The following is a 24884-nucleotide window of genomic DNA, read 5'->3' as shown; positions in this document are numbered from 1 at the left end:
TTGGCCGAAGGGGCAACCCGCCGGCACATCCGCCGCGGCCGGCGCAGTCTTTGTAAAGGGAATGAGAGTTATGGGTTTTCCAGGAACGTGGATGACGGAAAGCGAAAGCATGGTCTATCGCGTCGTCCCGAAATGCGCCTGCTCCTCGATCGGGCAGATCATGTTCTATTCCGACCACGGCCGCTATTTCGACGGCGACATCCACGACGCCACCAGCGGGTTGCACAAGTGGAACCAGCCCGAAAGCCAGCCGCTGATCGAGGCGAACGTGGCGACGCACAAGGCGCTGACCTTCACCTGCGTGCGCAACCCCTATGCGCGCATCCTGTCCTCGTTCTTCGACAAGATCGCGGGCATCCAGCGGAACGGCAAGCGCTACCGCGGCAACCTGGTGCCGGAACTGATGCAACGCTACGGCGTCGACGTCGGCAGCCCCGAGAACGGCTTCGAATTCGACCAGGTCGCCAGCTTCCGCCGCTTCCTGCTGTTTGCGCGCGACACCATCCGCTGGCGCCGGCCGATGGAGCCGGACATCCACTGGTCGGCCGTCTCGGGCCATGTCGCCACCTTCATCGTCAACGGCGGGCGCTACGACCAGATCCTCTTCACCGAGAAATTCGACGAGGGCATGCAGAAGGTGCTGGACGCCGCGCCGACCCCGGTGCGGCTGAAGGTGAAGGACGTGCCCAGGTTCAACGAATCCGAAGGCCACGGCCCCAAGCGCGCCCACAAGGTCAGCGCCTATTTCGACGACCTGTCGCGCCACCTGGTCTGGGAAATCTACAAGAAGGACTTCCAACTCTTCAAATACGACTTCGACGACCCGGACAACAAGCTGCCCAGAAACGAGATCGACCTCGAGGAAGTCCACGCCAAGCTCGGCCGCTGAACCCGGCCCGCCCCACGGGCGCCCGGCTTCTTCCTGCTTAAATATCCCCGCCGGAGGCAGCGGCGCGCATGCGCCGCTTCCCTTGCAGTTTTCCCTTGCGCAATGCGAAAATCCCGCTATTTTGCCGCCTTCATTCGACCGGCGGGGGAATCCCGGACCGCGGCCCCCGCTTTGCGAGCAGTTTTCGTGACTTGCGGCCAACGCTCCAGTGGCCTATGCCCGCCCCAGACAAGAACACCAAATCCGGGGCCGCCCAGGCTGGTTGCCCCCCGAACCCCTTGAGGTTGAGACATGGCCGTCCCTCAGAACCGAGTTACCCGCTCCCGCCGCAACATGCGCCGTTCGCATGATGCGCTCGTCGCCGGCAACCCGAACGAATGCCCCAACTGCGGCGAGCTGAAGCGCCCGCATCACGTCTGCCCCTCCTGCGGCCATTATGCCGACCGCGAGGTCGTGGCGCAGGCCAATGAGGTCGACCTGGACGAAGACGCGGCCTGAGCGGACCGACCGCGGATATGGCTTCGGCAGATTCCAGCACTCTGCCTCGCGTCCCTGGCGACGAGGGCGGCGTGGTGATCTCCGTTGACGCGATGGGCGGCGACCGCGGCCCGGCGACGGTGGTCGCCGGCATGGCCGAAAGCGCCAGCAAGAACCCCGACATCCGCTTCATCGTCCACGGCCCGCGGGCCGAGCTGGAACGGCTGATCGCCCGCCGCGGCGATCTGGCCCGGCGTTGCGACATCCGCGAAGCCGCCGGCGTCGTCACCATGGGCGACAAGCCCAGCCAGGTGCTGCGCAAGGGCGAGGGCACCTCGATGTGGTCCGCCCTCGAATCGGTGCGCCGGGGCGAGGCGACGGCCGCCGTCTCCTGCGGCAATACCGGCGCGCTGATGGCGCTTTCGATGCTGCGGCTGCGCAAGCTGCCCGGCGTGAACCGCCCCGCCATCGCCTGCCTCTGGCCCTCGCGCAACCCGCAGGGCTTCAACGTCATGCTCGACGTCGGCGCCGACATCCGCGCCGATGCGCAGGACTTGCTGACCTATGCGCTGATGGGCGCCTCCTATGCCCGCAACGGCTTCGGGCTCGAGCGGCCGCGCGTCGGCCTGCTGAACGTCGGGACCGAGGACCACAAGGGCCGGCCCGAGCTGAAACAGGCGCATGAGTTGATCCCCACCACGGCGCAGGCGGCGAATTTCGACTATGTCGGTTTCGTCGAGGGCGGCGACCTGCCCTCGGCCCGCGTCGACGTGATCGTGACCGACGGCTTCACCGGCAATGTCGCCCTGAAGACCGGCGAGGGCACGGCGAAGCTGGTGGGCGAGCTGCTCAAGGAAGCCTTCGGCAAGTCCGTGCTGTCGAAATTCGCGGCGCTGCTGGCCATGGGCTCGCTCCGGCGGCTGCAAAAGCGCATCGACCCGCGCCGCGTCAACGGCGGCGTCTTCCTGGGCCTGAACGGGACGGTGGTGAAATCGCACGGCTCGGCCGATGCCACCGGCGTCTCGGCGGCGATCAAGCTGGCCTTCCGGCTGGCGCAATCCGGCTTTCAGGACCGGCTGGCGGCGCGCGTGGCGCAATCCGTCGCGGCGGCCGGCCAAATCAACGGCAGCAAGGAAAGCGAGGCGTCCTGATGCGGCGTGCGATCGTCCGGGGAACCGGCCATTACCTGCCCGAGCGCGTGGTCGAGAACAGCTGGTTCGAGGACAAGCTGGACACCAGCGACGAATGGATCCGCGCCCGCACCGGCATCGAGCGGCGCCATTTCGCCGCCGAGGACCAGCGCACCAGCGACCTGGGCATCCTGGCCGCGCAGGCGGCGCTGGCCGATGCCGGGCTCGAGGCCGGACAGATCGACGCGGTGATCGTGGCCACCTCGACCCCCGACCTGACCTTTCCCTCGGTCGCGACCATGGTGCAGGCCGGGCTGGGCATGCGCCGGGGCTTCGCCTATGACCTGCAGGCGGTCTGCGCCGGCTTCGTCTATGCGCTGGCCAATGCCGATGCGATGATCCGCGCCGGGCTTGCCGATCGCGTGCTGCTGATCGGGGCCGAAACCTTCAGCCGAATCATGGACTGGACCGACCGCGGCACTTGCGTGCTGTTCGGCGACGGCGCCGGCGCCGTGGTGCTGGAGGCGGCCGAGGGCCAGGGCACCTCCGCCGACCGCGGAATCCTCGCGACCGACCTGAACAGCGACGGGCAATATCGCGACCTGCTTTATGTGGACGGCGGCGTGGCCAGCACCGGCACCGCCGGGCATCTGCGCATGCAGGGCAACCTGGTCTTCCGCCACGCCGTCGAAAAGCTGGCCGACACCGCCCATCGCGCGCTGGACCGCGCCGGGCTGACGCCCGAGCAGGTGGACTGGCTGGTGCCGCATCAGGCCAACCTGCGCATCATCGAGGCCACGGCCAAGCGCATGCGCCTGCCGATGGAAAAAGTGGTGCTGACGGTGGCCGACCACGGCAATACCTCGGCCGCCTCGATCCCGCTGGCGCTGTCGGTGGCCAATGCCGAGGGCCGCTTCAAGCCCGGCGACGTGCTGGTGGCCGAGGCCATCGGCGGCGGTCTCGCCTGGGGCTCGGTCGTGCTGCGCTGGTAAGCCGCTATTTCAGCTGCGAATCCTTCGATCCGCGCCGGTTGATGCCGGCCGCCGGCCGCCAGGCCTTGTCGCGGCCGGATTGACAGTCCACGCACAGCCGGACGCCCGGAATCGCCTGCCGCCGCGCCTCTGGGATCGGCTCGTCGCATTCCTCGCAGATGAGGGCGCTTTCCTGCGCCACGCGCTGCGCATTGCGCAGCCGCATCCGCTCGATCGCCTCCTGCGTGGAAACCTCGATCTGCTCGTTCACCGCATCGTCGCGCGCCCAACCGCCGGCCATGTCAGCTCCGTCCCGCTTGCCCTTTCCCTTCCAAGATAGGCGCGGATTGCCGCCATTCCAAGCAGCCCGCAGGCGGCCATGCGCGGGGTCTTGCGGGTAAGGCGCGAATAATGCGGAACAAAATCGGCCGATGAGGGAACGGAATCGGGCCGGGGTTGTTGACTCGGCGCCGTAAAGAAATCATCCTTCGCACCATTCAAGAGGTTTCCGAGATGAGCGACTCTACCCTGACCCGCATGGACCTGGCCGAGGCCGTGTTCCGTGAGGTGGGTCTGTCCCGCCACGAATCGGCCCAGCTTGTCGAAAGCGTGCTTGGCCATATCTCCGATGCGCTGGTGCGCGGCGAGCAGGTCAAGATCTCGTCCTTCGGCACGTTTTCGGTCCGCGACAAGAACGAACGCATCGGCCGCAACCCCAAGACCGGGGAAGAGGTGCCGATCACGCCGCGCCGGGTGCTGTCCTTCCGGCCGTCGCATCTGATGAAGGATCGGGTGGCGGCGGGGAACAGGCGCAAGGGCTGATGAGCAAGTCCCCCGACGCCTTCAGATCCATCGGCGAGGTCTCGCGCCTCGTGGGCGTCGCGCCGCATGTGCTGCGCTACTGGGAATCGCAATTCACGCAGCTTGCGCCGGTGAAACGCGCCGACGGCCGCCGCTATTACCGGCCCGAGGACGTGCGGCTGGCCGCCGGCCTCTGCCAGGTCATGCGCGAGGAAGGGCTCAGCATCCGCGGCGCCAAGCGGCTGATCGCCGCCGACCGCGGCGCCGCCCTGCGCGAGATCGGCGCCGCCCGCCTGGGCGAGACCCTGGGCGAGGCCGGCGCGGCGGACCACCCCGGCCCCGCCGTGCGCCTGGCCCTGCCCGAGCGGGAGGCCGCGCCGACGGCGGCAAAGGCCGCACCCCGGCCGGCCCGGCCGAACCCTCCGGCCCGGCAGGCCGAATCGCTGCCGCTCTTCGCCGCGCTCGATCCGGGCCGGGAACCCGCAGCCGACTGGCTCGGCCGGCTGGTGGCCACCGCCCTGGCGCTGCGCCAGCACGAATTGCAGGGCAAGCCCCTGCCCGCGCAGGCGAAAACCCTGCGCGACGCGCTGGCCGGCGCGCGCTGACGCGCATGGCCGCCCGCTTTCCGGCCCGCGCCGGCGGACTATCCACAGCAATCGAGATTCTTGCCGAAATTTCCGCCCCAGGCCCCTTGTGCTGGCGGCCCGCTTCGCTCTATATGCCCCTCGTCGGGCCGTGGCGCAGCCTGGTTAGCGCGTCCGTCTGGGGGGCGGAAGGCCGCGAGTTCGAATCTCGCCGGCCCGACCATTCCGAAAACGCCCATCCCCGTCCGGGGGTGGGCGTTTCCTTTTGCCGAAAGGGTTTCGCGTGAACGGTGTGCTTCCCGATACGTCCCTGCGCCAGCTGATCGCAAGCGGTGCGATCTCGGCCGACCAGCCGATCCTGCCCGAACAGGTCCAGCCCGCCAGCCTCGACCTGCGCCTGGGCGCGACGGCATGGCGGCTGCGCGCCTCGTTCCTGGCCGGACGCGGGCGCCGGGTCGGCGACCGGCTCAAGGATTTCGAGATGCACCGCATGGACCTTGCCGGCGGCGCCGTGCTGGAAAAGGGCTGCGTCTACCTGGTGCCGCTGATGGAGCGGCTGTCCCTGCCCCAGGGCCTCGACGCGGTCGCCAATGCCAAAAGCTCGACCGGGCGGCTCGACCTGCTGACGCGGCTCGTCACCGACGAGGGCACCGAGTTCGACCGCCTGCCCCAGGGCTACGACGGCCCGATCTATGCCGAGATCTGCCCGCGCAGCTTCTCGGTCCTGGTGCGGCCCGGCATGCGGCTGAACCAGCTGCGGCTGCGCCAGGGCCAGGCGGTGCTGTCGGATGCCGAGCTGCACAAGCTGCACGCGCAGGAGCCGCTGGTGACGGGCGAGGCGCTGATCGACGACGGCCTGGGCTTCTCGGTCGACCTGCGCCCCGAGGCGGGCGACCTGGTCGGCTACCGCGCCCGGCCGCATAGCGGGGTCATCGACCTCGACCGGATCGGCGCCTACCGGGCCCGCGACTTCTGGGACGAGCTGCGCAGCACCGACGGCCAGCTGATCCTCGACCCCGGCGCCTTCTATATCCTGGTCAGCCGCGAGGCGGTGGCGATCCCGCCCGACTACGCCGCGGAAATGGCACCCTACCTGGCGATGGTGGGCGAGTTCCGCGTGCATTACGCCGGCTTCTTCGATCCGGGCTTCGGCCATGGCGCCGCCGGCCGGGGCGCGCGCGGCGTGCTCGAGGTGCGCTGCCACGAGGCCCCCTTCGCGCTGGAACACGGCCAGGTCGTCGGCCGCCTGGTCTACGAGCGCATGGCCGCGCGCCCCGAACGGCTCTACGGCAGCGGCATCGCCTCGAACTACCAGGGCCAGGGCCTCAAGCTCGCCAAGCAATTCGCCTGAACAGCCGCCCGCCCTGCATTCTTCCGTGTCCCAATATCCCGGGGGAGTCGCGCGCCAGCGCGACGGGGGCAGAGCCCCCTATCACATCCGCCGGGTGATGCGCGCCGCCTGACGGGCGTGCTTGACCGCCTCGCGCATGGCCTTTTCGCGGCTTCGCTGCTGAGGGGTCCGACGTGCGCCCGGCTTGGGCGCATTCATCCGCCGGATGCCCCAGTTCAGCAGCCGGTTCGCGACCTTACGCGTCAGAACGGAAATTAACCGATTAACATTCATGGCGTTACAGCCAATTCTTCATTCATCTTCGAACAGATCCTCAGCCATGGCCCCGGCGTCCTCGCCGTCCGCCTCGCCGAACAGGCCGGGCGCCAGCCCCTCGCCCGGCGGGCGCGATTCCAGCAGGCCCGCCGCACGCAGCTCGGCCAATCCCGGCAGGTCGCGGGCGCTCTCCAGGCCGAAATGATCCAGGAAGGCCTCGGTCACGACGAACGTCACCGGCCGGCCGGGGGTCTGGCGGCGGCGGCCGATGCGGACCCAGTCCAGCTCGATCAGCTGGTCCAGCGTGCCGCGGCTGACGGCGACGCCGCGGATCTCCTCGATCTCGGCGCGGGTGACGGGCTGGTGATAGGCGATGATCGCCAGGGTCTCGGTCGCGGCGCGCGACAGGCGGCGGCTTTCGACCACGCTTTCCTGCATCAGGAAGCCCAGGTCGGCGGCGGAGCGAAAGGCCCAGGCATCGCCCACCCGCGCCAGCTGCACCCCCCGCCCCTCGTAGCGGGCGCGCAAGGCGCGCAGCGCCTCGGCCGGGTCGCAGCCGACCGGCAGGCGGGCGGCGATCTCGCGCTGGCTCATCGGCTCGGCCGAGGCGAACAGGATCGCCTCGACCATGCGCTCCTGCTCGGGCAGGGGCGGCGGCGGAAAGTGCTGCGGGTCGGGGGCGGTGTCGTCCTGGCTCATTCTGGGCGCCTGCGGATGGTGATCGGGGCGAAGGTGCCGGCCTGGCTGATTTCGACCGCGCCCTGCCGGGCCAGTTCCAGCGTCGCGGCAAAGGTCGCCGCGGTGGCCGAGCGGCGGCGCTGCGGGTCGGCCTCCCAGCCCTCGGGCAGGAAGGCGGAAAGCGCGGTCCAGTCGCCGGCATAGCCGATCAGACCGCGCACCCGGTCCAGCGCCTGCTCCATGGTCAGCACGTCGCGGCGGTCGAAGGCATAGGGCCGGAACTCGTCGCGGGTGCGCAGCCTGGCATAGGCGCGCATCAGGTCGATCAGCCCGGCCTGCCAGGCGACCTGGCGCTGACGGGCGACGGTTTCGGGCGCTCCGCGGGCGAAACGGTCCTGCCCCAGCCGGTCGCGCGCCATCAGCCGCGCCGCCGCCTCGCGCATGGCGTTCAGCCGTTCCAGCTGGAAGGCCAGATGCGCCGCCATCTCCTCGGCCGACGGGCCCTCGGCCTCGGGGTCGGGTGGCAGAAGCAGGCGGGATTTCAGATAGGCCAGCCAGGCGGCCATGACCAGGTAATCGGCGGCAAGCTCGATGCGCAGCGCGCGGGCCTCGTCGACGAAGGCCAGATACTGGTCGGCAAGCTCCAGCACCGAGACCTGCATCAGGTCGACCTTCTGCGTGCGCGACAGCGTGAGCAGCAGGTCCAGCGGCCCCTCGAAGCCCGAGACATCGACGACCAGCACCTCCTCGGCGCGGCGCTCGGCCACGGCCTGCGGCCCGAGCCCCGGCAGATGCGGCGCGGGGTCGGGCACGGGGGTCAGGTAGGGCACCTTGGTCATGTCGCGTCCAGGCTAGGGAACCTGCGCAGAATCCGCGATAGACCGGGGCTAGTCAACCGATCAGGCCGCCAGCCCGCCAAGCGCCGCCAGTTCCGCCCGCAACGAAGCAATATCCTGCTGCACCGGCGCGCGGCGCAGCGCCAGCGCCGCCTCGGCCCGCGCGACGGCGCGGGGCGCCATGGCGCCGGCGGCGGCGACGATCTCTTCCATCTGCGCCGGGGTCTCGTTGCAGGACAGCACCAGGTCGCAGCCGGCGGCGATGGTGGCGGCGGCGCGCTCGGCCGGGCTGCCGGACAGCGCCTGCATGCCGATGTCGTCGGACATGAGCAGCCCGTCGAAGCCGATCTCGCGCCGGATCAGGTCGATCACGGCGGCCGAGGCGGTGGCGGGCGCATCGTCGATGGCGGCAAAGCGGATATGCGCGGTCATCGCCATGGGCAGGTCGGCAAGCGCGCGGAACGGGGCGAAATCGGTGGCGCGCAGCTCGTCCAGCGAAGCCTCGACCACCGGCAGGTCCTTGTGGCTGTCCACCCGCGCCCGGCCATGGCCCGGCATGTGCTTGACGACCGGCAGCACCCCGGCGGCCAGCATGGCCTGCGCCGCGGCCCGGCCCAGGCGGATCACCGTTTCGGCATCCGAGCCGAGGCAGCGATTCTTCAGGAAGGGATGGGTCTCGTCGCGGGCCATGTCCAGGACCGGGGCGCAATCGGCGTCGATGCCGACGGCGCGCAATTCCTGCGCCAGCAGGTGATGGTGCAGCCAGACGGCGCGCTCGCCCCGACCCGCCTGGTCCAGGGGCGCCGGCCAGTCGGTCCAATGCGGCGCGCGCATGCGCTGGACCCGCCCGCCCTCCTGGTCCACCAGCACCGGGGCGTCGCGGCCCACCGCCTCGCGCAGCTCGGCCGTCAGCCGGCGCAGGCGGTCCGGCGTATCGACGTTGCGCGCAAACAGGATGAAGCCCCAGGGATCGGCGGCGCGAAAGAAGTCGCGCTCGGCCCGGCTCAGCTCCGGGCCGGCGATGCCGCCGAGGATGGTGGCGCCGGCCATCTCAGAGGCTCATTTCGCCATGGCGGGGATGCAGTCCACGCCCTCGGCGATCAGCGCCGCGCAGAAGCGCCGCGCCTCGTCGCGCGATTCGAAGCCGGCAGCGCGCAGGCGCCAGAAGCTGCGGCCATTGGCCTTGTGCTCCTGGACCACCATGCCCTTGCCGGCGAAAAGCGCGCCGAACTTGCCCGAGACGCGGTTCCATTCGCCCCGTGCCAGCGCATCGCTGTCGAAGGCGCCGATCTGCACCAGCGGCGCACCCGAGGCGACCTGCGCCGGTGCCGGTGCCGGGGTTTCGGGCGCGGCGGCGGGGCGGCTTTCGGCCGCGGCACGCGCGGGCGCAGCATCGCTGGCGACCGCCGGGGCGGCGGCGGCCACGCGGCGCGGACGGGGCGCGGGACGCGGCGATTGCGCGATGGCACCCGGCACCGGCTGGGCCCCGGCCTCGGCCAGCGCTGTGGTGATGGCCATGTCGCGCGTCTCGTTGCCGGCCAGGTCGGTCACGGCCTCGTTCACCGGCGCATCGGCGGCGGGCGCGTCCGAGATCACTGCGCTGGCGACGCTTTCCGCGGCCGCATCGGGCTGGGCCAGGGTCTCGCCGTCGGGGCGGGCGATGACGCGGGCGGTTTCGTCGATCAGCGGCGCCTCGATCGGGTGCGAGGGCTCTTGCGCCGTCGCGCCCAGCTCGCCCATGGGCACGTCCTGGCTGTCAAGCGGCGTCGCGGCGGGCGCGATGGCCACGCGGTCCACCGCCGCGGTTTCGGCGCCGGCAGCGACCGTGTTCACCGCCAAGCCGGTGCGCTGGGTCAGCTCGCCGCCCGGATTGTCGGGCGCGGTGCGGGCCTCACCCTCGATGGCGCGGATCACCGGCACGCCCGAGACGTCGCGCACCACCAGCTTGTAGCCCCAGACCGCCAGGATCACGATCAGCCCGACCGAGACCAGCGCCCCAAGGTAATGCGTCAGCCGCGTGATCCGCCCCAGGAGCGAAGGCGATTCGGCCAGCGATTCGGCATGGGCGTAGGGGTGCTGTTCGTCCCAGCCGCCGTCCTGCCAGTCCTGGTCCTGCCAATCCTCGGCATAGCCCTGCTGCCCGTCGGCATGGGGATAGCCCTGCGACAGCCTGTGGGGCTGCGACCCGTCAAACCCGCCCGAAGAGCGGAAATCTACTACCGTCATTCCTGCCTGCCTGCCGGTTGTTCCGACGCTGCTCGTTTATCTGCTCGTCCCCGGCAGGGCGCCGTTATTCAGCGCATTTCTTTGGCCGGAGTCACCCCCAAGATACCAAGACCGGCCGAAATGACAACGCCAACGGACCGTGCCAACGCGATTTTCGCCGCCATGGCCACCGGATCGCCCTCTTGCAGGAAGCGCAGGGCGGGTTCGTCATTGCCGCGGTTCCACAGCGAATGCAGCTCGGATGCGATGTCGTAAAGGAAAAACGCGATCCGGTGCGGCTCATGCGCGCGGGCGGCGATTTCGACCGTGCGTGGCCATTCTGCAACTTTGCGGGCCAGTTCCAGCTCGGCCGGATGCGACAATTGCGCCAGATCCGCCTGCGCCAGCGCAGCATCCGAGGTATCGACGCCCATCGCCGCCGCCTTGGTCAGGACCGAGTTCACCCGCGCGCTGGCATATTGCACATACCAGACCGGGTTGTCCTTGGACTGCTCCAGCACCTTGTCGAAGTCGAAATCCAGCGCCGCATCGTTCTTGCGCGTCAGCATGTGGAAGCGGGTGACGTCCGCGCCCGCCTGCTCGACCACGTCGCGCAGGGTGACGAAGGTGCCGGCGCGCTTGGACATCTTGAAGGGCTCGCCGTTCTTGAACAGCTTGACCAGCTGGATCAGCTTGACGTCCAGCGGCACCCGGCCGTTCGACAGCGCCTTGACCGCCGCGGTCATGCGCTTGACATAGCCGCCATGGTCGGCGCCGAACACGTCGATCAGCGCGTCGAAGCCGCGCTCGATCTTGTCCCAGTGATAGGCGATGTCGGGCGCGAAATAGGTCCAGGAGCCGTCGGATTTCTTGACCGGCCGGTCCACGTCGTCGCCATGCGCGGTCGAGCGGAACAGCGTCTGCTCGCGCGGCTCCCAATCCTCGGGGGTCTTGCCCTTGGGCGGCTCCAGCACGCCTTCATAGATCAGCCCGGCCTGGCGCAGCCGCTCGATCGCGGCCTCGATCCGGCCGGTGCCGTAAAGCGCCTTCTCGCTGGAAAACACGTCCATGTGGACGTTGAGCAGCGCCAGATCCTCGCGGATCATGTCCATCATCGCCTGGGTGGCGAAATCGCGCACCTCGGCCAGCCATTCCGATTCCGGCCGCTCCAGCAGGCTGGTGCCGTATTTCGCCTTCAGCGCCTCGCCCACCGGGATCAGGTAGTCGCCGGGATAAAGCCCCTCGCGGATCTCGGGCTCCAGCCCGTTGGCCTCGCGATAGCGTTCATAGGCGGAACGCGCCAGCACATCGACCTGGGCGCCGCCGTCGTTGATATAGTATTCGCGCGTGACCGCATGCCCCGAGAAATCCAGAAGCGCCGCCAACGCATCGCCAAAGACCGCGCCGCGGGTGTGGCCGACATGCATCGGTCCGGTCGGGTTGGCGCTGACGAATTCCACGTTGATCCGCTGGCCCTTGCCCATGTCCGAGCGGCCGTAGTCCCCGCCCTCGGCCAGTGCGGCGCGCACCACGCCCTGCCATTCGCCCGGCGCCAGGCGCAGGTTCAGGAAGCCCGGCCCCGCCACCTCGACCGAGGCGATGCGCGGATCGGCGGCCAGGCGGGCGGCCAGCGCCTCGGCGATGTCGCGCGGCTTCAGGCCGGCGGGCTTGGCCAGCACCATGGCGGCATTGGTGGCCATGTCGCCATGCGCGGCGTCCCGCGGCGGCTCGACCGTCACGTTGGCGGTATCGAGGCCCGCGGGCAGCGCGCCCGCCTGTTCCATCTGCGCCAGCGCATCAAGGACCAGCGCGCGGATATCCGAGAAAAGGTTCATGGCTTCCATCCGTAAGATCGTCCGGGGATAGCGCCTGCCCAAGGGGGCCGTCAACCGGCCCGCCGAACGGCAGTCGCGCATCAGATTGACGAAGAGCGGGTTTTCCGCTAGGCCCGCCCTGTCTGCATCCGGCAGGCAAGGCGAGGGGCGTGCGGAAATTGCGTCCCGACCCGCCGCGAAAATCCGGTTTCCCGGATGGCGGCGATGGACGCATGAACGGCGCGGGCTGGTTCCGCGCATTGATACGAAAGCCCTGAATGACCAAGTTTTCCGATCTGAAGCTGGACCCCAAGGTTCTGAAAGCCATCTCCGAGGCGGGGTATGAAACGCCCACGCCGATCCAGGCCGGGGCGATTCCCCCGGCGCTGGAAGGGCGCGACGTGCTGGGCATCGCCCAGACCGGCACCGGCAAGACCGCCAGCTTCACCCTGCCGATGATCACCCTGCTGGGCCGCGGCCGCGCCCGCGCCCGGATGCCGCGGTCGCTGGTGCTGTGCCCGACGCGCGAACTGGCCGCCCAGGTGGCCGAGAACTTCGACATCTACGCCAAGCACACCCGGCTGACCAAGGCGCTGCTGATCGGCGGCGTGTCGTTCGGGGAACAGGACAAGCTGATCGACCGCGGCGTCGACGTGCTGATCGCGACGCCCGGCCGGCTGCTGGATCATTTCGAGCGCGGCAAGCTCTTGCTGACCGGCGTGCAGATCATGGTGGTGGACGAGGCCGACCGCATGCTCGACATGGGCTTCATCCCCGACATCGAGCGCATCTTCCAGCTGACGCCCTTCACCCGGCAGACGCTGTTCTTCAGCGCCACCATGGCGCCCGAGATCGAGCGCATCACCGACACCTTCCTGCATGCGCCCGAGCGCATCGAGGTCGCCCGCCAGGCCACCACCAGCGAGACGATCACCCAGAAGCTGATCGAGATCACCCCCACCCGCCGCGACCAGACCGCCAAGCAGAAGCGCGAATTGCTGCGCGCGCTGATCCGCGCCGAGGGCGAGGGGCTCAAGAACGCCATCATCTTCTGCAACCGCAAGACCGAGGTGGACATCGTCGCCAAGTCGCTCAAGGCGCATGGCTTCGACGCCGCGCCGATCCACGGCGACCTGGACCAGCGCCACCGCATGGCGACGCTGGACGGGTTCCGCGAAGGGACGCTGCGCTTCCTGATCGCCTCGGACGTGGCGGCGCGCGGGCTCGACATCCCGGCGGTCAGCCATGTGTTCAACTTCGACCTGCCCAGCCATGCCGAGGACTATGTCCACCGCATCGGCCGCACCGGCCGCGCCGGGCGGCTGGGCACCGCGATTTCCATCGCGACCCCCGCGGACGAGAAATACCTGGGCGCCATCGAATCGCTGGTCAAGCAAACCCTGCCCCGCGCGCCGGTGCCCGAGGGCTTTGCCCTTTCCACCGCCGCCCAGGGCGCGCCGCGCCCGGCGCGCGAATCCGGCCGCAAGGAACGCGGGCGCGACCGCGACCGCCGGGGCCGGCGCGACGACAGCGAACAGCGCGCCCAGGCGCCCGTCCAGGCCCACGAGCCCCGCGCCGAGGCCAAGCCCGTCGAACAGGCCGAGCGCCGGCACGACCGCGCCCCCCGCGAGGAACGCCGGGACGAACGTCGCGAACGCCATGGCGAGCGTCACGACCGGCGCGAGGATCGCCGCACCGACCGCCATCCGGTCATGGGCATGGGCGAGCATATGCCCGAGTTCCTGACCCGCAGCTTCCGCCCCGGCTTCCGCGACCCGATCGAGGAATCCCCGGTCGAAGAGGCCACGGCCGAGCCCCTGCGTGACGAGGTCGCACCCGAGCCGGCCGAAGGCGCCGCCGAGCGCCAGCCTGCCGAACAGCCGTCCGCCGAACGCAGGCCCGGCAAACGCCGCCGGGGCGAATCCGCCCGGACCAAGGCGGCCGCGCCGCCTGCCGAGACCGCCGCCGGCGAGCCGACCGCCGAGCCGACCGTCGTGCCCGCACCCAAGCCCGCCGAGGCCCCGACTCCGGCCCCGGCCGAAGCCCTGGCCGAGCCGGCGATCCAGCCCGCGGAACCGGCAGCGGAATCGACCCCCGAACCGGAAACGGCCCCCGAACCCGCGCCCGTGGAAGCCGCCGCCGAGCCGGTAGCCCAGCCCGAGGCCAAGGAAAAGCCCGTCCGCAAGCGCAAGCCGCGCACCCCCAAGGCCAAGGCCGAGCCCGCCGCCGCGGAGGCTCCGGCAGAGGCGGATCAACCCGCGCCCGAACAGCCGGACGCCTCGGCCGAAGCCGAACCCGCCGCCAAGCCCGCCCGCAAGGCGGCGAAAAAGCCGGCCAAGCCTCGCGCGCCGCGCAAGACCAAGGCCAAGGCGGCCGAGGCCGAAGCGGCCGCCCCCGACGCACCCGGCGCCGATGCCGCGCCGAGCCCGGACGACACCACCGCCGGGGCCTGAGCCGGTTCCATGGCGGCCCTTTCGGCCTTCACGCCATCCTCGCGACGCGGGCGCCCGTCCTGGGCGACGCTCGCCCTTGGCGTGGGGCTGGGGGCCATGGCCGCGCTGGGTCAGGCGCCCTGGGATCTCTGGCCGCTGACGCTGCTGGCGCTGGCCCTGCTGTGCCGGCAGGTCGCGCGGGCGGAAACGCCCCGCGCTGCCGCCTGGCACGCCTTTGCCGCCGGGCTGGGCCATTTCGCGCTGGCGATGGCCTGGATCGTCGAGCCCTTCCTGGTCGAGCCCGAAACCTATGGCTGGATGGCCCCCTTCGCGCTGGTGCTGACCGCGGCGGGCGGGGCGCTGTTCTGGACCGTGCCCGCCTGGCTCGCCGTGCGCCTCGCGCCGGGCTTTCCCCGCCAGGGGCTGGGCTTCGCCGCGCTGATGGTGCTGTCGGACTGGATGCGGGGCTGGATCTTCACCGGCCTGCCCTGGGCGCTGGCCGGCCATGTCTGGATCGACACCCCCGCCGGGCAGGTCGCGGCCACCCTGGGCGCGATCGGGCTGTCCGGCCTGACCATGCTGGCCGCCGCCCTGCCCCTGTGCTTTCACCGCCCCGGCCGGTTCCCGGCCCTGCCCGGCACGGTGCTGGCCGCTCTGGTCGTCGCCACCGCCTGGAGCGCGGGGCTGGCGCGCCTGGCCCAGCCCCTGCCGCCCGATACCGGCCTGCGCCTGCGCCTGATCCAGCCCGACGCCACCCAGGCGCTGAAATGGGATCCCTGGTGGTCCGAGGTGTTCTTTCGCCGCCTGCTCGACCTGTCGGCCATCCGCGATCCCGACCTGCCGCCGCCGGACGCGGTGATCTGGCCCGAGACGGCGGTGAACTTCCTGCTCGAACAATCCGGCACCGCGCCGCAGGACATCGCCGCCTATGTCGGCGCCCCGGTCGTGCTGGGCATCCAGCGGGTCGAGGGCAGCCGCTACTTCAACAGCCTGACCGAGTTCTCGGCCGAAGGAATCGGTCCCGTCTACGACAAGTTCCACCTGGTTCCCTTTGGCGAATACACGCCCTGGGGCGACATGATGGCGCAGTTCGGCATCCGCGCCTTTGCCGCCCAGCACGGTTTCGGCTATTCCGCCGGTCCCGGCCCGCAGGTCATGCGCCTGCCCGGCCTGCCGCCGATGCAGCCGCTGATCTGCTACGAGGCCGTGTTCTCGCATCACCTGATCGCGGGGGAAAACCGGCCGGGCTGGCTTCTGCAAGTCACCAACGACGCCTGGTTCGGCCAGCTTTCCGGCCCGTGGCAGCACCTGGCCCAGGCCCGGCTGCGCGCCATCGAATCGGGCCTGCCGCTGATGCGGGCGGCCAATACCGGCGTCTCGGCGGTGATCGACGCGCGCGGGGCCTTGCGCGCCACGCTGGGCCTGAACCGCGCCGGCCGCATCGACGCTGCCCTGCCCGCGGCGCTGCCGCCCACGCCCTGGTCGCGGCTCGGCGACTGGCCGGCCGTGGCGATGGCGCTGGCGGCCTTCCTGCTGGCCGCCCTGGGGCCGCGGCGCAAGTTGCGCAGTTGACGGCGGCGGGCGCGTCCACTAACGCTTCGCCTGACCGTCACAACGGCTTCCTGGCGTGGCGGCGTCATTTCAACGGAGCATCTTCATGGCCAGACAGAACTATGTGTTCACCTCGGAATCCGTCTCCGAGGGCCACCCCGACAAATTGTGCGACCAGATCTCGGACGCCGTGCTGGACGCACTGCTGGCCGAGGATCCGGCCGCCCGCGTCGCCTGCGAAACCTTCGCGACGACCGGCACCGTGGTGATCGGGGGCGAGATCGGCCTGACCGACCAGAAGAAGCTGGGCGAATACATGGGCCGCATCAGCGAGATCGCCCGCGAGACGATCCGCGACATCGGCTATGAGCAGGAAAAGTTCCACTGGAACACCTGCCACGTCCACAACTACCTGCACGAGCAATCCGCCCATATCAGCCAGGGCGTGGACCGCGACGGCGCCGGCGACCAGGGCATCATGTTCGGCTATGCCGTGGACGAGACGCCGGAACTGATGCCCGCGCCGATCCAATATGCGCATGCGATCCTGCGCCGCCTGGCCGAGGCGCGCAAATCCGGCGCCGAGCCGACACTGGGCCCGGATGCGAAGTCCCAGCTGAGCCTGCGCTACGAGAACGGCAAGCCGGTCGAGATCACCTGCCTGGTGCTGTCGCACCAGCACAAGGACGAAAGCCAGGGCTCGGACGACATCCGCGCCATCGTCGAGCCCTATATCCGCGAGGTGCTGCCCGCGGAATGGCTGACCGAGAATACGGAATGGTGGGTGAACCCGACGGGCACCTTCGTCATCGGCGGGCCGGACGGCGACGCCGGCCTGACCGGGCGCAAGATCATCGTCGACACCTATGGCGGCGCAGCGCCGCATGGCGGCGGCGCCTTCTCGGGCAAGGATCCGACCAAGGTGGACCGCTCGGCCGCCTATGCCGCGCGCTACCTGGCCAAGAACGTGGTCGCCGCGGGCCTGGCGAAACGCTGCGTGATCCAGCTGTCCTACGCCATCGGCGTGGCCAAGCCGCTGTCGATCTATGCCGACACCTTCGGCACCAGCGAGATCCCCGAGACCGAGATCGAGCGCGCCGTCTCGCGCGCCATGGACCTGACGCCGCGCGGCATCCGCGAGCATCTGGCGCTTTGCCGCCCGATCTATCGCCGCACCGCGGCCTATGGCCATTTCGGCCGCGCGCCCGATGCCGATGGCGGCTTCTCCTGGGAACGGACCGACCTCGTCGAGGCGATCAAGCGCGAGCTGTAAGGCCGCAGGGGGCTTTGCCCCCGCGCGTTCCGCGCTCCCCCAGGATATTTGGACACGAAAGAAGCCAGGGCGCCTACTTCCCTTTCTTTCGTGGAAAAATATCCTGCGGGGGAAGCCCGTCGGGCTTGCCCGGCGGGCGTGGGGGCGCAAAGCCCCCATCCTTCAATCCTTGAAGCTGCGGCTGTCCTTGATCTGGTCCCAGGCCCAGACCACCTCCTGGAGGCGGTCCTCGTCCGAGCGGTCGCCGCCGTTCATGTCGGGGTGAAGATCCTTGACCAGGGACTTGTATTGCTTGCGGATCTCGGCGCGGGTCCAGGTCTCCTTGGCCTCGAGGATCTCCAGCGCCCGGCGCTCGGTCGGCGGGAGCTTGCGCGCGGTGCGGGTGCGCATCTCGGGGTTGGTGCCGTTCGCGCCCAGGATCTCCAGCGGGTCGTCGATGCCGTGGCGCGCCCATTTCTGTTCCTGCGCGGCGCGGCCGAAGGGCTTGGTCGGGCGCTCCCAGACCGTGGCATTGTCCAGGAACTCCTGGAACTCGGCCTCGGACTGGCCCTGGAAATAGTTCCAGTTCAGGTTGTATTCGCGCACATGGTCCTTGCAGAACCAATAGTATTCGTCCAGCGCGCGGGGCGATTTCGGCGCGCGGTACTGGCCAGGCTGGTCGCAGCCCTCCTTGTCGCATCGCCGCGTCGAGGTTTCGAAGGCGCCGGACATGCCGCGCCGGCCCTTGGCCCGGCGTTTCTTGTCCGAGGCCGCGGAAATGTCGAATCCGAACGGGTCGCTGTTGCTCATCTGCCTGCCTTGTCCTGAACGGGACAGGCAGTTTAGGCTATTTCGCGGGACATGAAAGGGGGCAAGCGCATGATTGCCGACGAGATGCGGAAAAGACTGGCCGAGCTTCAGCCGTCGCGGCTGGAAATCATCGACGAAAGCGAGAGCCATCGCGGCCATGGCGGCTGGCGCGAGGGCGGCGAGACGCATTTCCGCATCCGCATGGCCAGCGCCCGCTTTGCCGGGCTGGGTCATGTGGCGCGCCACCGGCTGGTGCATGCCAGCTTGGGCGACATCGTGCCGCGCATCCATGCGCTGGCGCTGGAACTGGCGGAAAACTGACCCGTTAGCGCGCGCAGGCTTGCCGGGCCGGGGCACCGGGCGTAGAAGCCCGGAAAGCCAGAAAGCACAAGGAATTTCCGCATGACCTCGCCCAAGGATTTCAACGATCGCATGTTGTCGCTCGGCCTTGCCCGCGTGAGCGAGGCGGCCGCCCATGCCTCGGCGCGGCTGATCGGCCGCGGCGACGAGAAGGCCGCCGACCAGGCCGCCGTCAACGCGATGCGCGACCAGCTGAACATGCTCGACATCAAGGGCGTCGTCGTCATCGGCGAGGGCGAGCGGGACGAGGCGCCGATGCTGTTCATCGGCGAGGAGGTCGGCACCGGCCAGGGCCCCGCGGTCGACATCGCGCTGGACCCGCTGGAGGGCACGACGCTGACCGCCAAGGACATGCCGAACGCGCTGACCGTGATCGCCATGGCGCCGCGCGGCACGCTGCTGCACGCGCCCGATGTCTACATGGAAAAGCTGGCCATCGGCCCCGGCTATCCCAAGGACGTGGTCAGCCTGGACATGACCCCGTCCGAGCGGGTGCGCGCCCTGGCCAAGGCCGGCGGCGTCAAGGACAGCGACATCACCGTCTGCATCCTGGAGCGGCCGCGGCACGAGGATCTGGTGGCCGAGGTCCGCTCGACCGGCGCGGCGATCCGGCTGATCACCGATGGCGACGTGGCCGGCGTCATCCATTGCGCCGAGGCCGAGCTGACCGGCATCGACATGTACATGGGTTCGGGCGGCGCGCCCGAGGGGGTGCTGGCCGCCTCGGCGCTGAAATGCATGGGCGGGCAGATGTGGGGCAAGCTGCTGTTTCGCAACGACGACGAGCGCGGCCGCGCCGCCAAGGCCGGCATCACCGACCTGGACCGCATCTATTCGCGCGACGAGATGGTGACGGCCGACGTGATCTTTGCCGCGACCGGGGTGACGAACGGCTCGATCGTGGCCGGCGTCAAGCGCGAGCCGCATTACCTGCAGACCGAAACCATCCTGATGCGTTCCAAGACCGGCTCGGTCCGGCGCATGATCTATCGCAACCCGATCAGGTAAGCCCTGCCGGACGGGCTTGAACAGCAGGCGGTCATGGGGGATGAAGCCCGCATGACCGCCTTTCTTTCCGTTACCTCCTCGCTGACCGGCCGCCTCTGGCGCGGTCCCGACGCCATGCTGGAACGCGCCGCCGAGGCGCTGGCCCAGGACAGCCGCCTGCCCCTGCCCGTCAGCCGGGTTCTGGCCGCGCGCGGCGTGCCCCCGCATGAGGCGCCGCTTTACCTCGATCCCAAGCTGCGCGACCTGCTGCCCGATCCCCTGAGCCTGCGCGACATGGACAAGGCCGCCGAGCGGCTGGTCGCCGCCCTTCTCGCCGGCCAGCGCATCGCCATCTTCGCCGATTACGACGTGGATGGCGGCGCCTCGGCCGCGCTGCTGCTGGACTGGCTGCGCCGGCAGGGGCGCGACGCCACGCTTTACATCCCCGACCGAATCGACGAGGGCTACGGGCCCAACGCCCCCGCCATCGCGGCGCTGTCGCAGGATCACGACCTGATCGTCTGCGTCGATTGCGGCACGCTCAGCCACGAGGCTTTGGCGGCCTCGACCTGCGACGTGATCGTACTGGACCACCACCAGGGCGGCGAGACCCTGCCGCAGGTCGCGGCCGTGGTGAACCCGAATCGCGCCGACGAGGACGGCAGCCTCGGCCATCTCTGCGCCGCCGGCGTGGTGTTCCTGACCCTGGTGCGCTGCAACAGCCTGCTGCGCCGGGGCGGACATCCGCAGCCCGACCTGATCCCGCTGCTGGACCTGGTGGCGCTGGCGACGGTGGCCGACGTGGCGCCGCTGGTGGGGGTGAACCGCGCCTTCGTGCGGCAGGGGCTGCTGGTCATGGCCCGGCGCGAGCGTCCCGGCCTGGTGGCGCTGTCCGACGTGGCACGGCTCGATTCGGCGCCGAACGCCTTTCACCTGGGCTTCCTGCTGGGACCGCGGATCAATGCCGGCGGCCGCGTCGGCCGTGCCGACCTGGGCGCGCTGTGCCTGTCCTGCACCGACGGCCGCCAGGCCGAGCGGCTGGCGGCCGAGCTGGACGCGCTGAATCGCGACCGCCGCGCCATCGAGGCCGCCGTGCGCGACGAGGCCCTGGCCCAGGTCGAGGCGCGCGCCCAGGCCGGCGACAGCCTGGTCGCCTGGGCGGCGGGCGACGGTTGGCATCCCGGCGTCGTCGGCATCGTCGCCGCGCGGGTGAAAGAGGCGACCGGCCTGCCCGCGGTGGTGATCGGGGTCGAGCGCGGCATCGGCAAGGGCTCGGCCCGCTCGGTGCCCGGCGTGGACCTGGGCCGCGCCATCCAGCGCCTTTCGGCCGAGGGGCTGCTCTTGAAGGGCGGCGGGCATGCGATGGCGGCCGGCCTGACCATCGAGGAGGCCATGATCCCCGCCGCCATGGAGCGCCTGTCGCAGCTGCTTTCGCGCGAGATGGCCGAGCGTCCCGGCGCGGGCGAGCTGCGCATCTCGGGGCTTCTGGACCCCTCGGGCGCCACGGTCGAACTGATGCAGATGCTGGAGCGCGCCGGCCCCTTCGGCCAGGCCGCGCCGGCGCCGCGTTTCGCCTTTGCCGAGCAGCTGATCGACAGCGCCGGGGCGATGGGCGACAGCCACCTGCGCCTGCGCTTCCGCAGCCCCGGCAGCCCGGCCCTGGAGGCGGTGGCCTGGGGCGCGATGAACGGCCCGCTGGGCCCCGCGCTGCTGGGCGCAAGGGGGCGCCGCTTCCACCTGGCGGGCAAGCTGGAGCTTACGCAATGGGGCGGGCGCGAGCGGGTGCGGCTGCGCCTGGACGACGCCGCGCCGGTGGGTTGAGCCCCCGCCACCGGCCGGGAAAAAACTTTGGCGCAAGGTGATTTTTCCGCTTGCAGCCCCGCGGCAGAGAACCTAAATACCGCCCCACGCCGCAGGGCAAGACCCGGCGGATACGAAAAAGTGGCCCGTTCGTCTATCGGTTAGGACGTCAGGTTTTCAACCTGAAAAGAGGGGTTCGACTCCCCTACGGGCTGCCACTTTTTCGTATTCGTCACGATTTTCTCCTTTCTTTCAGTGAGTTGGAAATTTGTGTCCCATTCGTCGGAATCGAGTGTCCCAATTTAGACGCCCTCCACGATCAACCGGACAATCTGTTGACGGTCCACGGCACGGGTGTATCGCTCGACTTCGCCTAGCGTCAGATGCCCGGCCATCGCTGCAATCTGATGGGTCGATTTCCCTTGCTCGGCCCAATAGACGCAGAAGGCTTTTCGCAGCCCATGAAGGCGCGCCTTCATGCCGACCGCCACGGCGGCATCCCTGAACAGGTTGCCAAGGCTTTCGGGGGTGTAGGGCTTGCCGTATTTGTTCAGGATGAAGGTCGGGGCAATATCCGGCGTCCGGGCTATGACGCCACGCAGCTCAGCGGTCAGCGGCACATTGCAGGTCACGCCGGTTTTCTGTCGGTCGAATGTCAGGAGACCACTGCCCATGTTGTGCCGACCGATAGCGGCCAGATCGACGCGGGCCGCGCCCGTATACAGCGCCAGATCGAATACCAGACGCTCGACGGTGCCGATATCCCAATGCGCGATGAAAGCGGCAATGTCTTCGGCATCTGCCGTCGGAAAGCCTTTCGATTTCGGACGATCCAGTTCCATACCGGCCATCGGGTTACGCTCGATGATGTGCAGGCGGCGCATATGCTCAAAAACCGGCTTCAACGCCTTGTATTCGCCAACAGCGGCCTGCCCGCCCTTTTCGTAAAGCGCGATCTCTATGGCCTTCTGGGTGATCTCGGAAAGCAGACGATCACCTTGTGCAGCGACATAGCGGCGCAGGATCGCAAGACGAGTTTTTTTGGTGCTTTCAGCGTATTCCGCCCAATCGTTACAACCGGACAGATACAGGTCAACGGCCCACGCGAACGTGTGCCTTTTCGGAGTGACAGCATCCGGCGGGCGATGTTCCCATCGAACGTGCTCGGCCCAATAAGCAGCCATGACACGTGGATCATGAGGGGGAAGGCCATGCACCTCCAGTGAAACGTCGGTAGTAATGAAACCAGCGGCCACGGCGTTGGCGCGACCGTAAATAGTCAGCCATTCTTCCCCCTCGCGCTGAAAGGTCTATCGGGAAAACCACCGGAGCCGCTTCCCCCGGAATCGTCATCTTCGTTAACCCTGTAATTAAAGGTCACGCCATCGGGGCCGATCCGCGAGATTTTGACCCCGGGTGAGAGGGTCTGACCTGCCCCCCGGAAGTTCCCTCGCTGTGATGTAGAGTCTGCCCAACCTGAGAAGGAGCAGACGACATGAGGAAAAGCCGGTTCACCGAGGCGCAGATTATCGGGATGATCAAGGAGCAGGAGGCGGGTTTGCCGACTTCCGAGCTTTGCCGGAAGCACGGGTTGAGCCCCGCGACGTTCTACAAGCTCAAGGCGAAGTATGGCGGGATGGACCTGTCGGACGCCAAGCGGCTGAAGCAGCTCGAGGACGAGAACGCGAAGCTGAAGCGCCTTCTGGCCGATGCCATGCTGGACAACGTGGTTCTGAAGGATCTCTTGGGAAAGCCCTGACGACACCGGTGCAACGGCGGGACGCGGTGCTGCGGGCGATGAAGGATCATCCGATCTCTCAGCGTCGGGCCTGTGTCCTGATCGGTGTCGATCCGAAGACGGTGCGGCGTGACAGGCCACCCGACAACCCGGAAATCCGTGAGGAGATGCACAAGATTGCCGAGAAGCGCCGGCGGTTCGGCTACCGGCGCGTGGGCATCCTGCTGGAGCGCAAGGGCATGATCATGAACGAGAAGAAGCTCTATCGCATCTACCGGGAAGAGGGCCTGTCGGTGCGCCGCAGGCGTGGCCGCAAGAGGGCACGAGGTAGCCGGACGCCAATACCAGCGCCGTTGAGGCCAAACCAGCGGTGGTCGTTAGACTTCCTGTCCGACACGTTCGGGGCCTGCCGCAAGTTCCGCATTCTGGCTGTGAACGACGATTGCTGCCGCGAGAACCTGGCGTTGATCGCTGACACGAGCATCTCTGGGGCTCGGGTGGCACGGGAACTGGATGCGCTGGTCAGGATTTACGGCAAGCCCGCTTGCATCGTCAGCGACAACGGAACCGAGTTCACCAGCAAGGCCATCCTGAAATGGGCCAACGCGAACGGCGTCGAATGGCACTACATCGACCCGGGCAAGCCGCAGCAGAATGGCTACATCGAAAGCTTCAACGGCAGCCTGCGCGACGAATGCCTGAACGAGGAAATCTTCGACAGCCTGGCTGATGCCCGCCGCAAACTGGCCCTCTGGCGCTACGACTACAACAACGTCAGGCCCCATTCCTCGCTGGGCAACAAGACCCCGTCCGACGCGCGCCGAGCGCTTGAGCAATCTGAGGGCTCCGCGCCCGGCGCGCTTGCCACACCCGAAACCAACCAATATCAACCCCAAGGACTCTCGTTATGAACGAGGGACGACCGGGGGGCAGGTCACTACCGCAGCGGGGCGGGGGCCGAGGTCGATCTGGTGCTGACGCTGCCCGGCGGCGCAGTCTGGGCTGTTGAGGTCAAGCGCAACCTTGCGCCCAAGGTCGAGCGCGGCTTTCACTCGGCCTGCGAAGACCTGCAACCTGCGCGGCGGATCGTGGTCTATCCGGGGGACGAGGCTTTCCCGCTGCCGAATTGCATCGAGGTGATGTCGCTGCACCAGTTCGGGCGGGATCTGCTGGCGCTTCAGCCGTAAGCAATGCGGCCGCCCATCGGGCGGTATTGGGGGGAGCGATCCTCTTCCTGGGCGGAGGAAGCTGGGTACCGGGGCGCGAGCCGCCGGTCCGACATTTTGCGGGTGGTGCTTTGCACCGGGCCCCGCAAAATAATAGTCGGTCACTAATATTTGGCGAAATCGCGAAAAGTAGGCCACCTTGGGCCATGGGCTACAGCAGGAGGCCGGGCAGGTGTGTTCCGCTCGAATCAGGTCAGATCCAGGACCTCGAAACTATCGGCTTGGCGCGACAGGATGCGCCCATAGCCGAGAAACCCCATCGAATCGGCGCTGACATTCCCGCATGCACAACTGGCCATGCCAATCCTTGCCTTTGCAGGGGCGGGAAAGTCCCGATGCCAGCTTTCAGCGACGCTATCGCAAAGCAGGCATTTCACCCTGAAGGGACCGGGGATCATGTCCGGCTCGCCGGACAGATCGTCCATGAAGGCCTTTTCATCGGCCATGCGCCGGAAACCATCAGCCCTGACCTGCGCCTGAAGCGCTGCAATCGGCCCGCCGGAACCCGGCACCGGTTCGCTCGCGGCCAGGCTGTCGTAAAACCCGCGCTCTTCCGGCCCCATCGCGCACAGATCGTCGTCCGTCGCCAGTGCGTAGAGCCGGCGGCAGGCGCTGACGTCAAGCAGCGTTGCCTTGGTTCTGCCGGTCGCGAGCCGCGCCAGAATCGGATAATCGCTGAGCAGATAAGTCATCTCCAGGGCCTCCATGTCCACAGGCGCATATGCCAATATTGCAAT

Annotated in this window: 25 protein-coding genes, 2 tRNA genes and 1 riboswitch; of the genes, 17 read left to right on the top strand and 10 right to left on the bottom strand. The window is 68.9% G+C overall.

Translation table 11 applies throughout. From position 1 onward, the window contains the following. The first annotated feature begins 70 nt into the window (after positions 1-70). The 4 genes from E3U26_RS20245 to E3U26_RS20230 all read left to right on the top strand — a co-directional run bounded on the left by E3U26_RS20245 (position 71) and on the right by E3U26_RS20230 (position 3488). On the top strand, positions 71-889 hold the full coding sequence (locus tag E3U26_RS20245) for a sulfotransferase family protein (protein ID WP_499107444.1): 819 nt from the start codon (positions 71-73) through the stop codon (positions 887-889). A gap of 291 nt (positions 890-1180) precedes the next feature. Then, a complete protein-coding gene (gene rpmF / locus E3U26_RS20240; protein ID WP_010392407.1) occupies positions 1181-1387 on the top strand; it encodes a 50S ribosomal protein L32 in 207 nt (68 codons plus the stop codon). Between the two features lie 17 nt (positions 1388-1404). Further along, complete coding sequence (gene plsX, locus E3U26_RS20235; protein WP_499107441.1) at positions 1405-2517, top strand: phosphate acyltransferase; 1113 nt, start codon at positions 1405-1407, stop codon at positions 2515-2517. Next, positions 2517-3488 (top strand): beta-ketoacyl-ACP synthase III, encoded by a 972-nt coding sequence (locus E3U26_RS20230; protein ID WP_072460760.1) that lies wholly within the window; start codon positions 2517-2519, stop codon positions 3486-3488. The genes plsX and E3U26_RS20230 overlap by 1 nt, the downstream gene beginning before the upstream one ends. 4 nt (positions 3489-3492) lie before the next feature. Here E3U26_RS20230 and E3U26_RS20225 read toward each other — a convergent pair whose 3' ends face one another. Further along, complete coding sequence (locus E3U26_RS20225; RefSeq protein WP_072460761.1) at positions 3493-3768, bottom strand: DksA/TraR family C4-type zinc finger protein; 276 nt, start codon at positions 3766-3768, stop codon at positions 3493-3495. A 212-nt stretch (positions 3769-3980) separates the two neighbouring features. Between E3U26_RS20225 and ihfA the strand changes: the two genes are divergently transcribed. The 4 genes from ihfA to E3U26_RS20205 all read left to right on the top strand — a co-directional run bounded on the left by ihfA (position 3981) and on the right by E3U26_RS20205 (position 6203). Then, complete coding sequence (ihfA, locus tag E3U26_RS20220) at positions 3981-4289, top strand: integration host factor subunit alpha (protein ID WP_011748157.1); 309 nt, start codon at positions 3981-3983, stop codon at positions 4287-4289. Next, a complete protein-coding gene (locus E3U26_RS20215) occupies positions 4289-4873 on the top strand; it encodes a MerR family transcriptional regulator (RefSeq protein ID WP_072460762.1) in 585 nt (194 codons plus the stop codon). Before ihfA ends, E3U26_RS20215 begins: the two co-directional genes overlap by 1 nt. Positions 4874-4997: 124 nt before the next feature. Continuing rightward, positions 4998-5075: transfer RNA gene (locus tag E3U26_RS20210), tRNA-Pro, on the top strand. A gap of 60 nt (positions 5076-5135) precedes the next feature. After that, entirely contained in the window at positions 5136-6203 is a 1068-nt protein-coding gene (locus E3U26_RS20205) for a 2'-deoxycytidine 5'-triphosphate deaminase (protein ID WP_499107438.1), read from the top strand. An 81-nt stretch (positions 6204-6284) separates the two neighbouring features. On the opposite strand, the gene E3U26_RS20200 is transcribed toward E3U26_RS20205, so the two are convergent. From E3U26_RS20200 to argS, 6 genes are all read right to left on the bottom strand, one after another. Continuing rightward, a complete protein-coding gene (locus E3U26_RS20200; RefSeq protein ID WP_499107436.1) occupies positions 6285-6476 on the bottom strand; it encodes a hypothetical protein in 192 nt (63 codons plus the stop codon). Between the two features lie 18 nt (positions 6477-6494). After that, the gene (scpB, locus tag E3U26_RS20195; protein ID WP_499107435.1) at positions 6495-7157 is read right to left on the bottom strand and encodes an SMC-Scp complex subunit ScpB; all 663 of its coding nucleotides are present in this window, start codon (positions 7155-7157) and stop codon (positions 6495-6497) included. Beyond that, positions 7154-7975: a segregation and condensation protein A gene (locus E3U26_RS20190; RefSeq protein ID WP_499107433.1), complete on the bottom strand. Its 822-nt coding sequence runs from the start codon at positions 7973-7975 to the stop codon at positions 7154-7156. Before E3U26_RS20190 ends, scpB begins: the two co-directional genes overlap by 4 nt. A gap of 60 nt (positions 7976-8035) precedes the next feature. Further along, positions 8036-9022 (bottom strand): beta-N-acetylhexosaminidase, encoded by a 987-nt coding sequence (gene nagZ, locus E3U26_RS20185; RefSeq protein WP_243784027.1) that lies wholly within the window; start codon positions 9020-9022, stop codon positions 8036-8038. Between the two features lie 9 nt (positions 9023-9031). Next, on the bottom strand, positions 9032-10198 hold the full coding sequence (locus E3U26_RS20180) for an SPOR domain-containing protein (RefSeq protein ID WP_499107432.1): 1167 nt from the start codon (positions 10196-10198) through the stop codon (positions 9032-9034). A gap of 68 nt (positions 10199-10266) precedes the next feature. Beyond that, a complete protein-coding gene (gene argS, locus E3U26_RS20175) occupies positions 10267-12012 on the bottom strand; it encodes an arginine--tRNA ligase (protein WP_499107430.1) in 1746 nt (581 codons plus the stop codon). A gap of 257 nt (positions 12013-12269) precedes the next feature. Here argS and E3U26_RS20170 point away from each other — a divergent pair, with 257 nt between their 5' ends. The 3 genes from E3U26_RS20170 to metK all read left to right on the top strand — a co-directional run bounded on the left by E3U26_RS20170 (position 12270) and on the right by metK (position 17247). Further along, a complete protein-coding gene (locus E3U26_RS20170) occupies positions 12270-14444 on the top strand; it encodes a DEAD/DEAH box helicase (RefSeq protein ID WP_499107428.1) in 2175 nt (724 codons plus the stop codon). Between the two features lie 9 nt (positions 14445-14453). Further along, positions 14454-15995, top strand: a complete 1542-nt coding sequence (lnt, locus tag E3U26_RS20165) for an apolipoprotein N-acyltransferase (protein ID WP_499107427.1) — start codon at positions 14454-14456, stop codon at positions 15993-15995. Between the two features lie 31 nt (positions 15996-16026). Further along, a riboswitch (SAM-SAH riboswitch) is annotated at positions 16027-16075 on the top strand. A 5-nt stretch (positions 16076-16080) separates the two neighbouring features. Further along, positions 16081-17247 carry a methionine adenosyltransferase gene (gene metK / locus E3U26_RS20160; protein WP_499107426.1) on the top strand — a complete coding sequence of 389 codons (1167 nt, stop codon included), beginning with the start codon at positions 16081-16083 and terminating at the stop codon, positions 17245-17247. A gap of 162 nt (positions 17248-17409) precedes the next feature. Here metK and E3U26_RS20155 read toward each other — a convergent pair whose 3' ends face one another. Then, positions 17410-18036: a J domain-containing protein gene (locus tag E3U26_RS20155; RefSeq protein WP_114536136.1), complete on the bottom strand. Its 627-nt coding sequence runs from the start codon at positions 18034-18036 to the stop codon at positions 17410-17412. 69 nt (positions 18037-18105) lie between these two features. On the opposite strand from E3U26_RS20155, the gene E3U26_RS20150 reads away from it, so the two are divergent. From E3U26_RS20150 to E3U26_RS20135, 4 genes are all read left to right on the top strand, one after another. Then, positions 18106-18357, top strand: a complete 252-nt coding sequence (locus tag E3U26_RS20150; protein ID WP_036749743.1) for a BolA family protein — start codon at positions 18106-18108, stop codon at positions 18355-18357. A gap of 81 nt (positions 18358-18438) precedes the next feature. After that, the gene (gene glpX / locus E3U26_RS20145) at positions 18439-19404 is read left to right on the top strand and encodes a class II fructose-bisphosphatase (protein WP_036749520.1); all 966 of its coding nucleotides are present in this window, start codon (positions 18439-18441) and stop codon (positions 19402-19404) included. A 51-nt stretch (positions 19405-19455) separates the two neighbouring features. Further along, positions 19456-21204, top strand: coding sequence for a single-stranded-DNA-specific exonuclease RecJ (gene recJ / locus E3U26_RS20140; RefSeq protein WP_276241755.1), 1749 nt, complete (start codon positions 19456-19458; stop codon positions 21202-21204). Positions 21205-21326: 122 nt separating this feature from the next. Further along, positions 21327-21401 (top strand) — tRNA-Glu (locus tag E3U26_RS20135). Positions 21402-21485: 84 nt separating this feature from the next. On the opposite strand, the gene E3U26_RS20130 is transcribed toward E3U26_RS20135, so the two are convergent. Next, entirely contained in the window at positions 21486-22367 is an 882-nt protein-coding gene (locus tag E3U26_RS20130; protein WP_499107424.1) for a tyrosine-type recombinase/integrase, read from the bottom strand. Between the two features lie 311 nt (positions 22368-22678). Between E3U26_RS20130 and E3U26_RS20125 the strand changes: the two genes are divergently transcribed. Further along, positions 22679-23832, top strand: a protein-coding gene (locus tag E3U26_RS20125) for an IS3-like element ISPfe1 family transposase (RefSeq protein WP_114537220.1) whose coding sequence is annotated in 2 segments (ribosomal slippage) — positions 22679-22925 and positions 22925-23832 — 1155 coding nt in all. Because the reading frame shifts where the segments join, the coding sequence is not laid out codon by codon here. Between the two features lie 60 nt (positions 23833-23892). Beyond that, positions 23893-24108, top strand: coding sequence for a DUF4143 domain-containing protein (locus E3U26_RS20120; RefSeq protein ID WP_499107422.1), 216 nt, complete (start codon positions 23893-23895; stop codon positions 24106-24108). Positions 24109-24335: 227 nt separating this feature from the next. Here E3U26_RS20120 and E3U26_RS20115 read toward each other — a convergent pair whose 3' ends face one another. Beyond that, entirely contained in the window at positions 24336-24839 is a 504-nt protein-coding gene (locus tag E3U26_RS20115) for a hypothetical protein (protein ID WP_499107420.1), read from the bottom strand. Between the last annotated feature and the right edge of the window lie 45 nt (positions 24840-24884).

Source organism: Paracoccus ferrooxidans (assembly GCF_029909815.1).
Taxonomy (GTDB): Bacteria; Pseudomonadota; Alphaproteobacteria; order Rhodobacterales; family Rhodobacteraceae; genus Paracoccus; species Paracoccus versutus.
This window is presented reverse-complemented; position numbering and strand designations above follow the sequence as displayed.

Bases quoted from the DNA above. Each gene is read 5' to 3' on its own strand.
- E3U26_RS20170 (WP_499107428.1), top strand. From the start codon at position 12,270: ATGACCAAGTTTTCCGATCTGAAGCTGGACCCCAAGGTTCTGAAAGCC.
- E3U26_RS20245 (WP_499107444.1), top strand. From the start codon at position 71: ATGGGTTTTCCAGGAACGTGGATGACGGAAAGCGAAAGCATGGTCTAT.
- E3U26_RS20150 (WP_036749743.1), top strand. From the start codon at position 18,106: ATGATTGCCGACGAGATGCGGAAAAGACTGGCCGAGCTTCAGCCGTCG.
- E3U26_RS20230 (WP_072460760.1), top strand. From the start codon at position 2,517: ATGCGGCGTGCGATCGTCCGGGGAACCGGCCATTACCTGCCCGAGCGC.
- plsX (WP_499107441.1), top strand. From the start codon at position 1,405: ATGGCTTCGGCAGATTCCAGCACTCTGCCTCGCGTCCCTGGCGACGAG.
- E3U26_RS20190 (WP_499107433.1), bottom strand. From the start codon at position 7,975: ATGACCAAGGTGCCCTACCTGACCCCCGTGCCCGACCCCGCGCCGCAT.
- E3U26_RS20215 (WP_072460762.1), top strand. From the start codon at position 4,289: ATGAGCAAGTCCCCCGACGCCTTCAGATCCATCGGCGAGGTCTCGCGC.
- E3U26_RS20155 (WP_114536136.1), bottom strand. From the start codon at position 18,036: ATGAGCAACAGCGACCCGTTCGGATTCGACATTTCCGCGGCCTCGGAC.
- ihfA (WP_011748157.1), top strand. From the start codon at position 3,981: ATGAGCGACTCTACCCTGACCCGCATGGACCTGGCCGAGGCCGTGTTC.
- E3U26_RS20115 (WP_499107420.1), bottom strand. From the start codon at position 24,839: ATGACTTATCTGCTCAGCGATTATCCGATTCTGGCGCGGCTCGCGACC.
- scpB (WP_499107435.1), bottom strand. From the start codon at position 7,157: ATGAGCCAGGACGACACCGCCCCCGACCCGCAGCACTTTCCGCCGCCG.
- metK (WP_499107426.1), top strand. From the start codon at position 16,081: ATGGCCAGACAGAACTATGTGTTCACCTCGGAATCCGTCTCCGAGGGC.
- E3U26_RS20200 (WP_499107436.1), bottom strand. From the start codon at position 6,476: ATGAATGTTAATCGGTTAATTTCCGTTCTGACGCGTAAGGTCGCGAAC.
- lnt (WP_499107427.1), top strand. From the start codon at position 14,454: ATGGCGGCCCTTTCGGCCTTCACGCCATCCTCGCGACGCGGGCGCCCG.
- glpX (WP_036749520.1), top strand. From the start codon at position 18,439: ATGACCTCGCCCAAGGATTTCAACGATCGCATGTTGTCGCTCGGCCTT.
- argS (WP_499107430.1), bottom strand. From the start codon at position 12,012: ATGAACCTTTTCTCGGATATCCGCGCGCTGGTCCTTGATGCGCTGGCG.
- E3U26_RS20225 (WP_072460761.1), bottom strand. From the start codon at position 3,768: ATGGCCGGCGGTTGGGCGCGCGACGATGCGGTGAACGAGCAGATCGAG.
- nagZ (WP_243784027.1), bottom strand. From the start codon at position 9,022: ATGGCCGGCGCCACCATCCTCGGCGGCATCGCCGGCCCGGAGCTGAGC.
- E3U26_RS20180 (WP_499107432.1), bottom strand. From the start codon at position 10,198: ATGACGGTAGTAGATTTCCGCTCTTCGGGCGGGTTTGACGGGTCGCAG.
- E3U26_RS20130 (WP_499107424.1), bottom strand. From the start codon at position 22,367: ATGGCTGCTTATTGGGCCGAGCACGTTCGATGGGAACATCGCCCGCCG.
- rpmF (WP_010392407.1), top strand. From the start codon at position 1,181: ATGGCCGTCCCTCAGAACCGAGTTACCCGCTCCCGCCGCAACATGCGC.
- recJ (WP_276241755.1), top strand. From the start codon at position 19,456: ATGACCGCCTTTCTTTCCGTTACCTCCTCGCTGACCGGCCGCCTCTGG.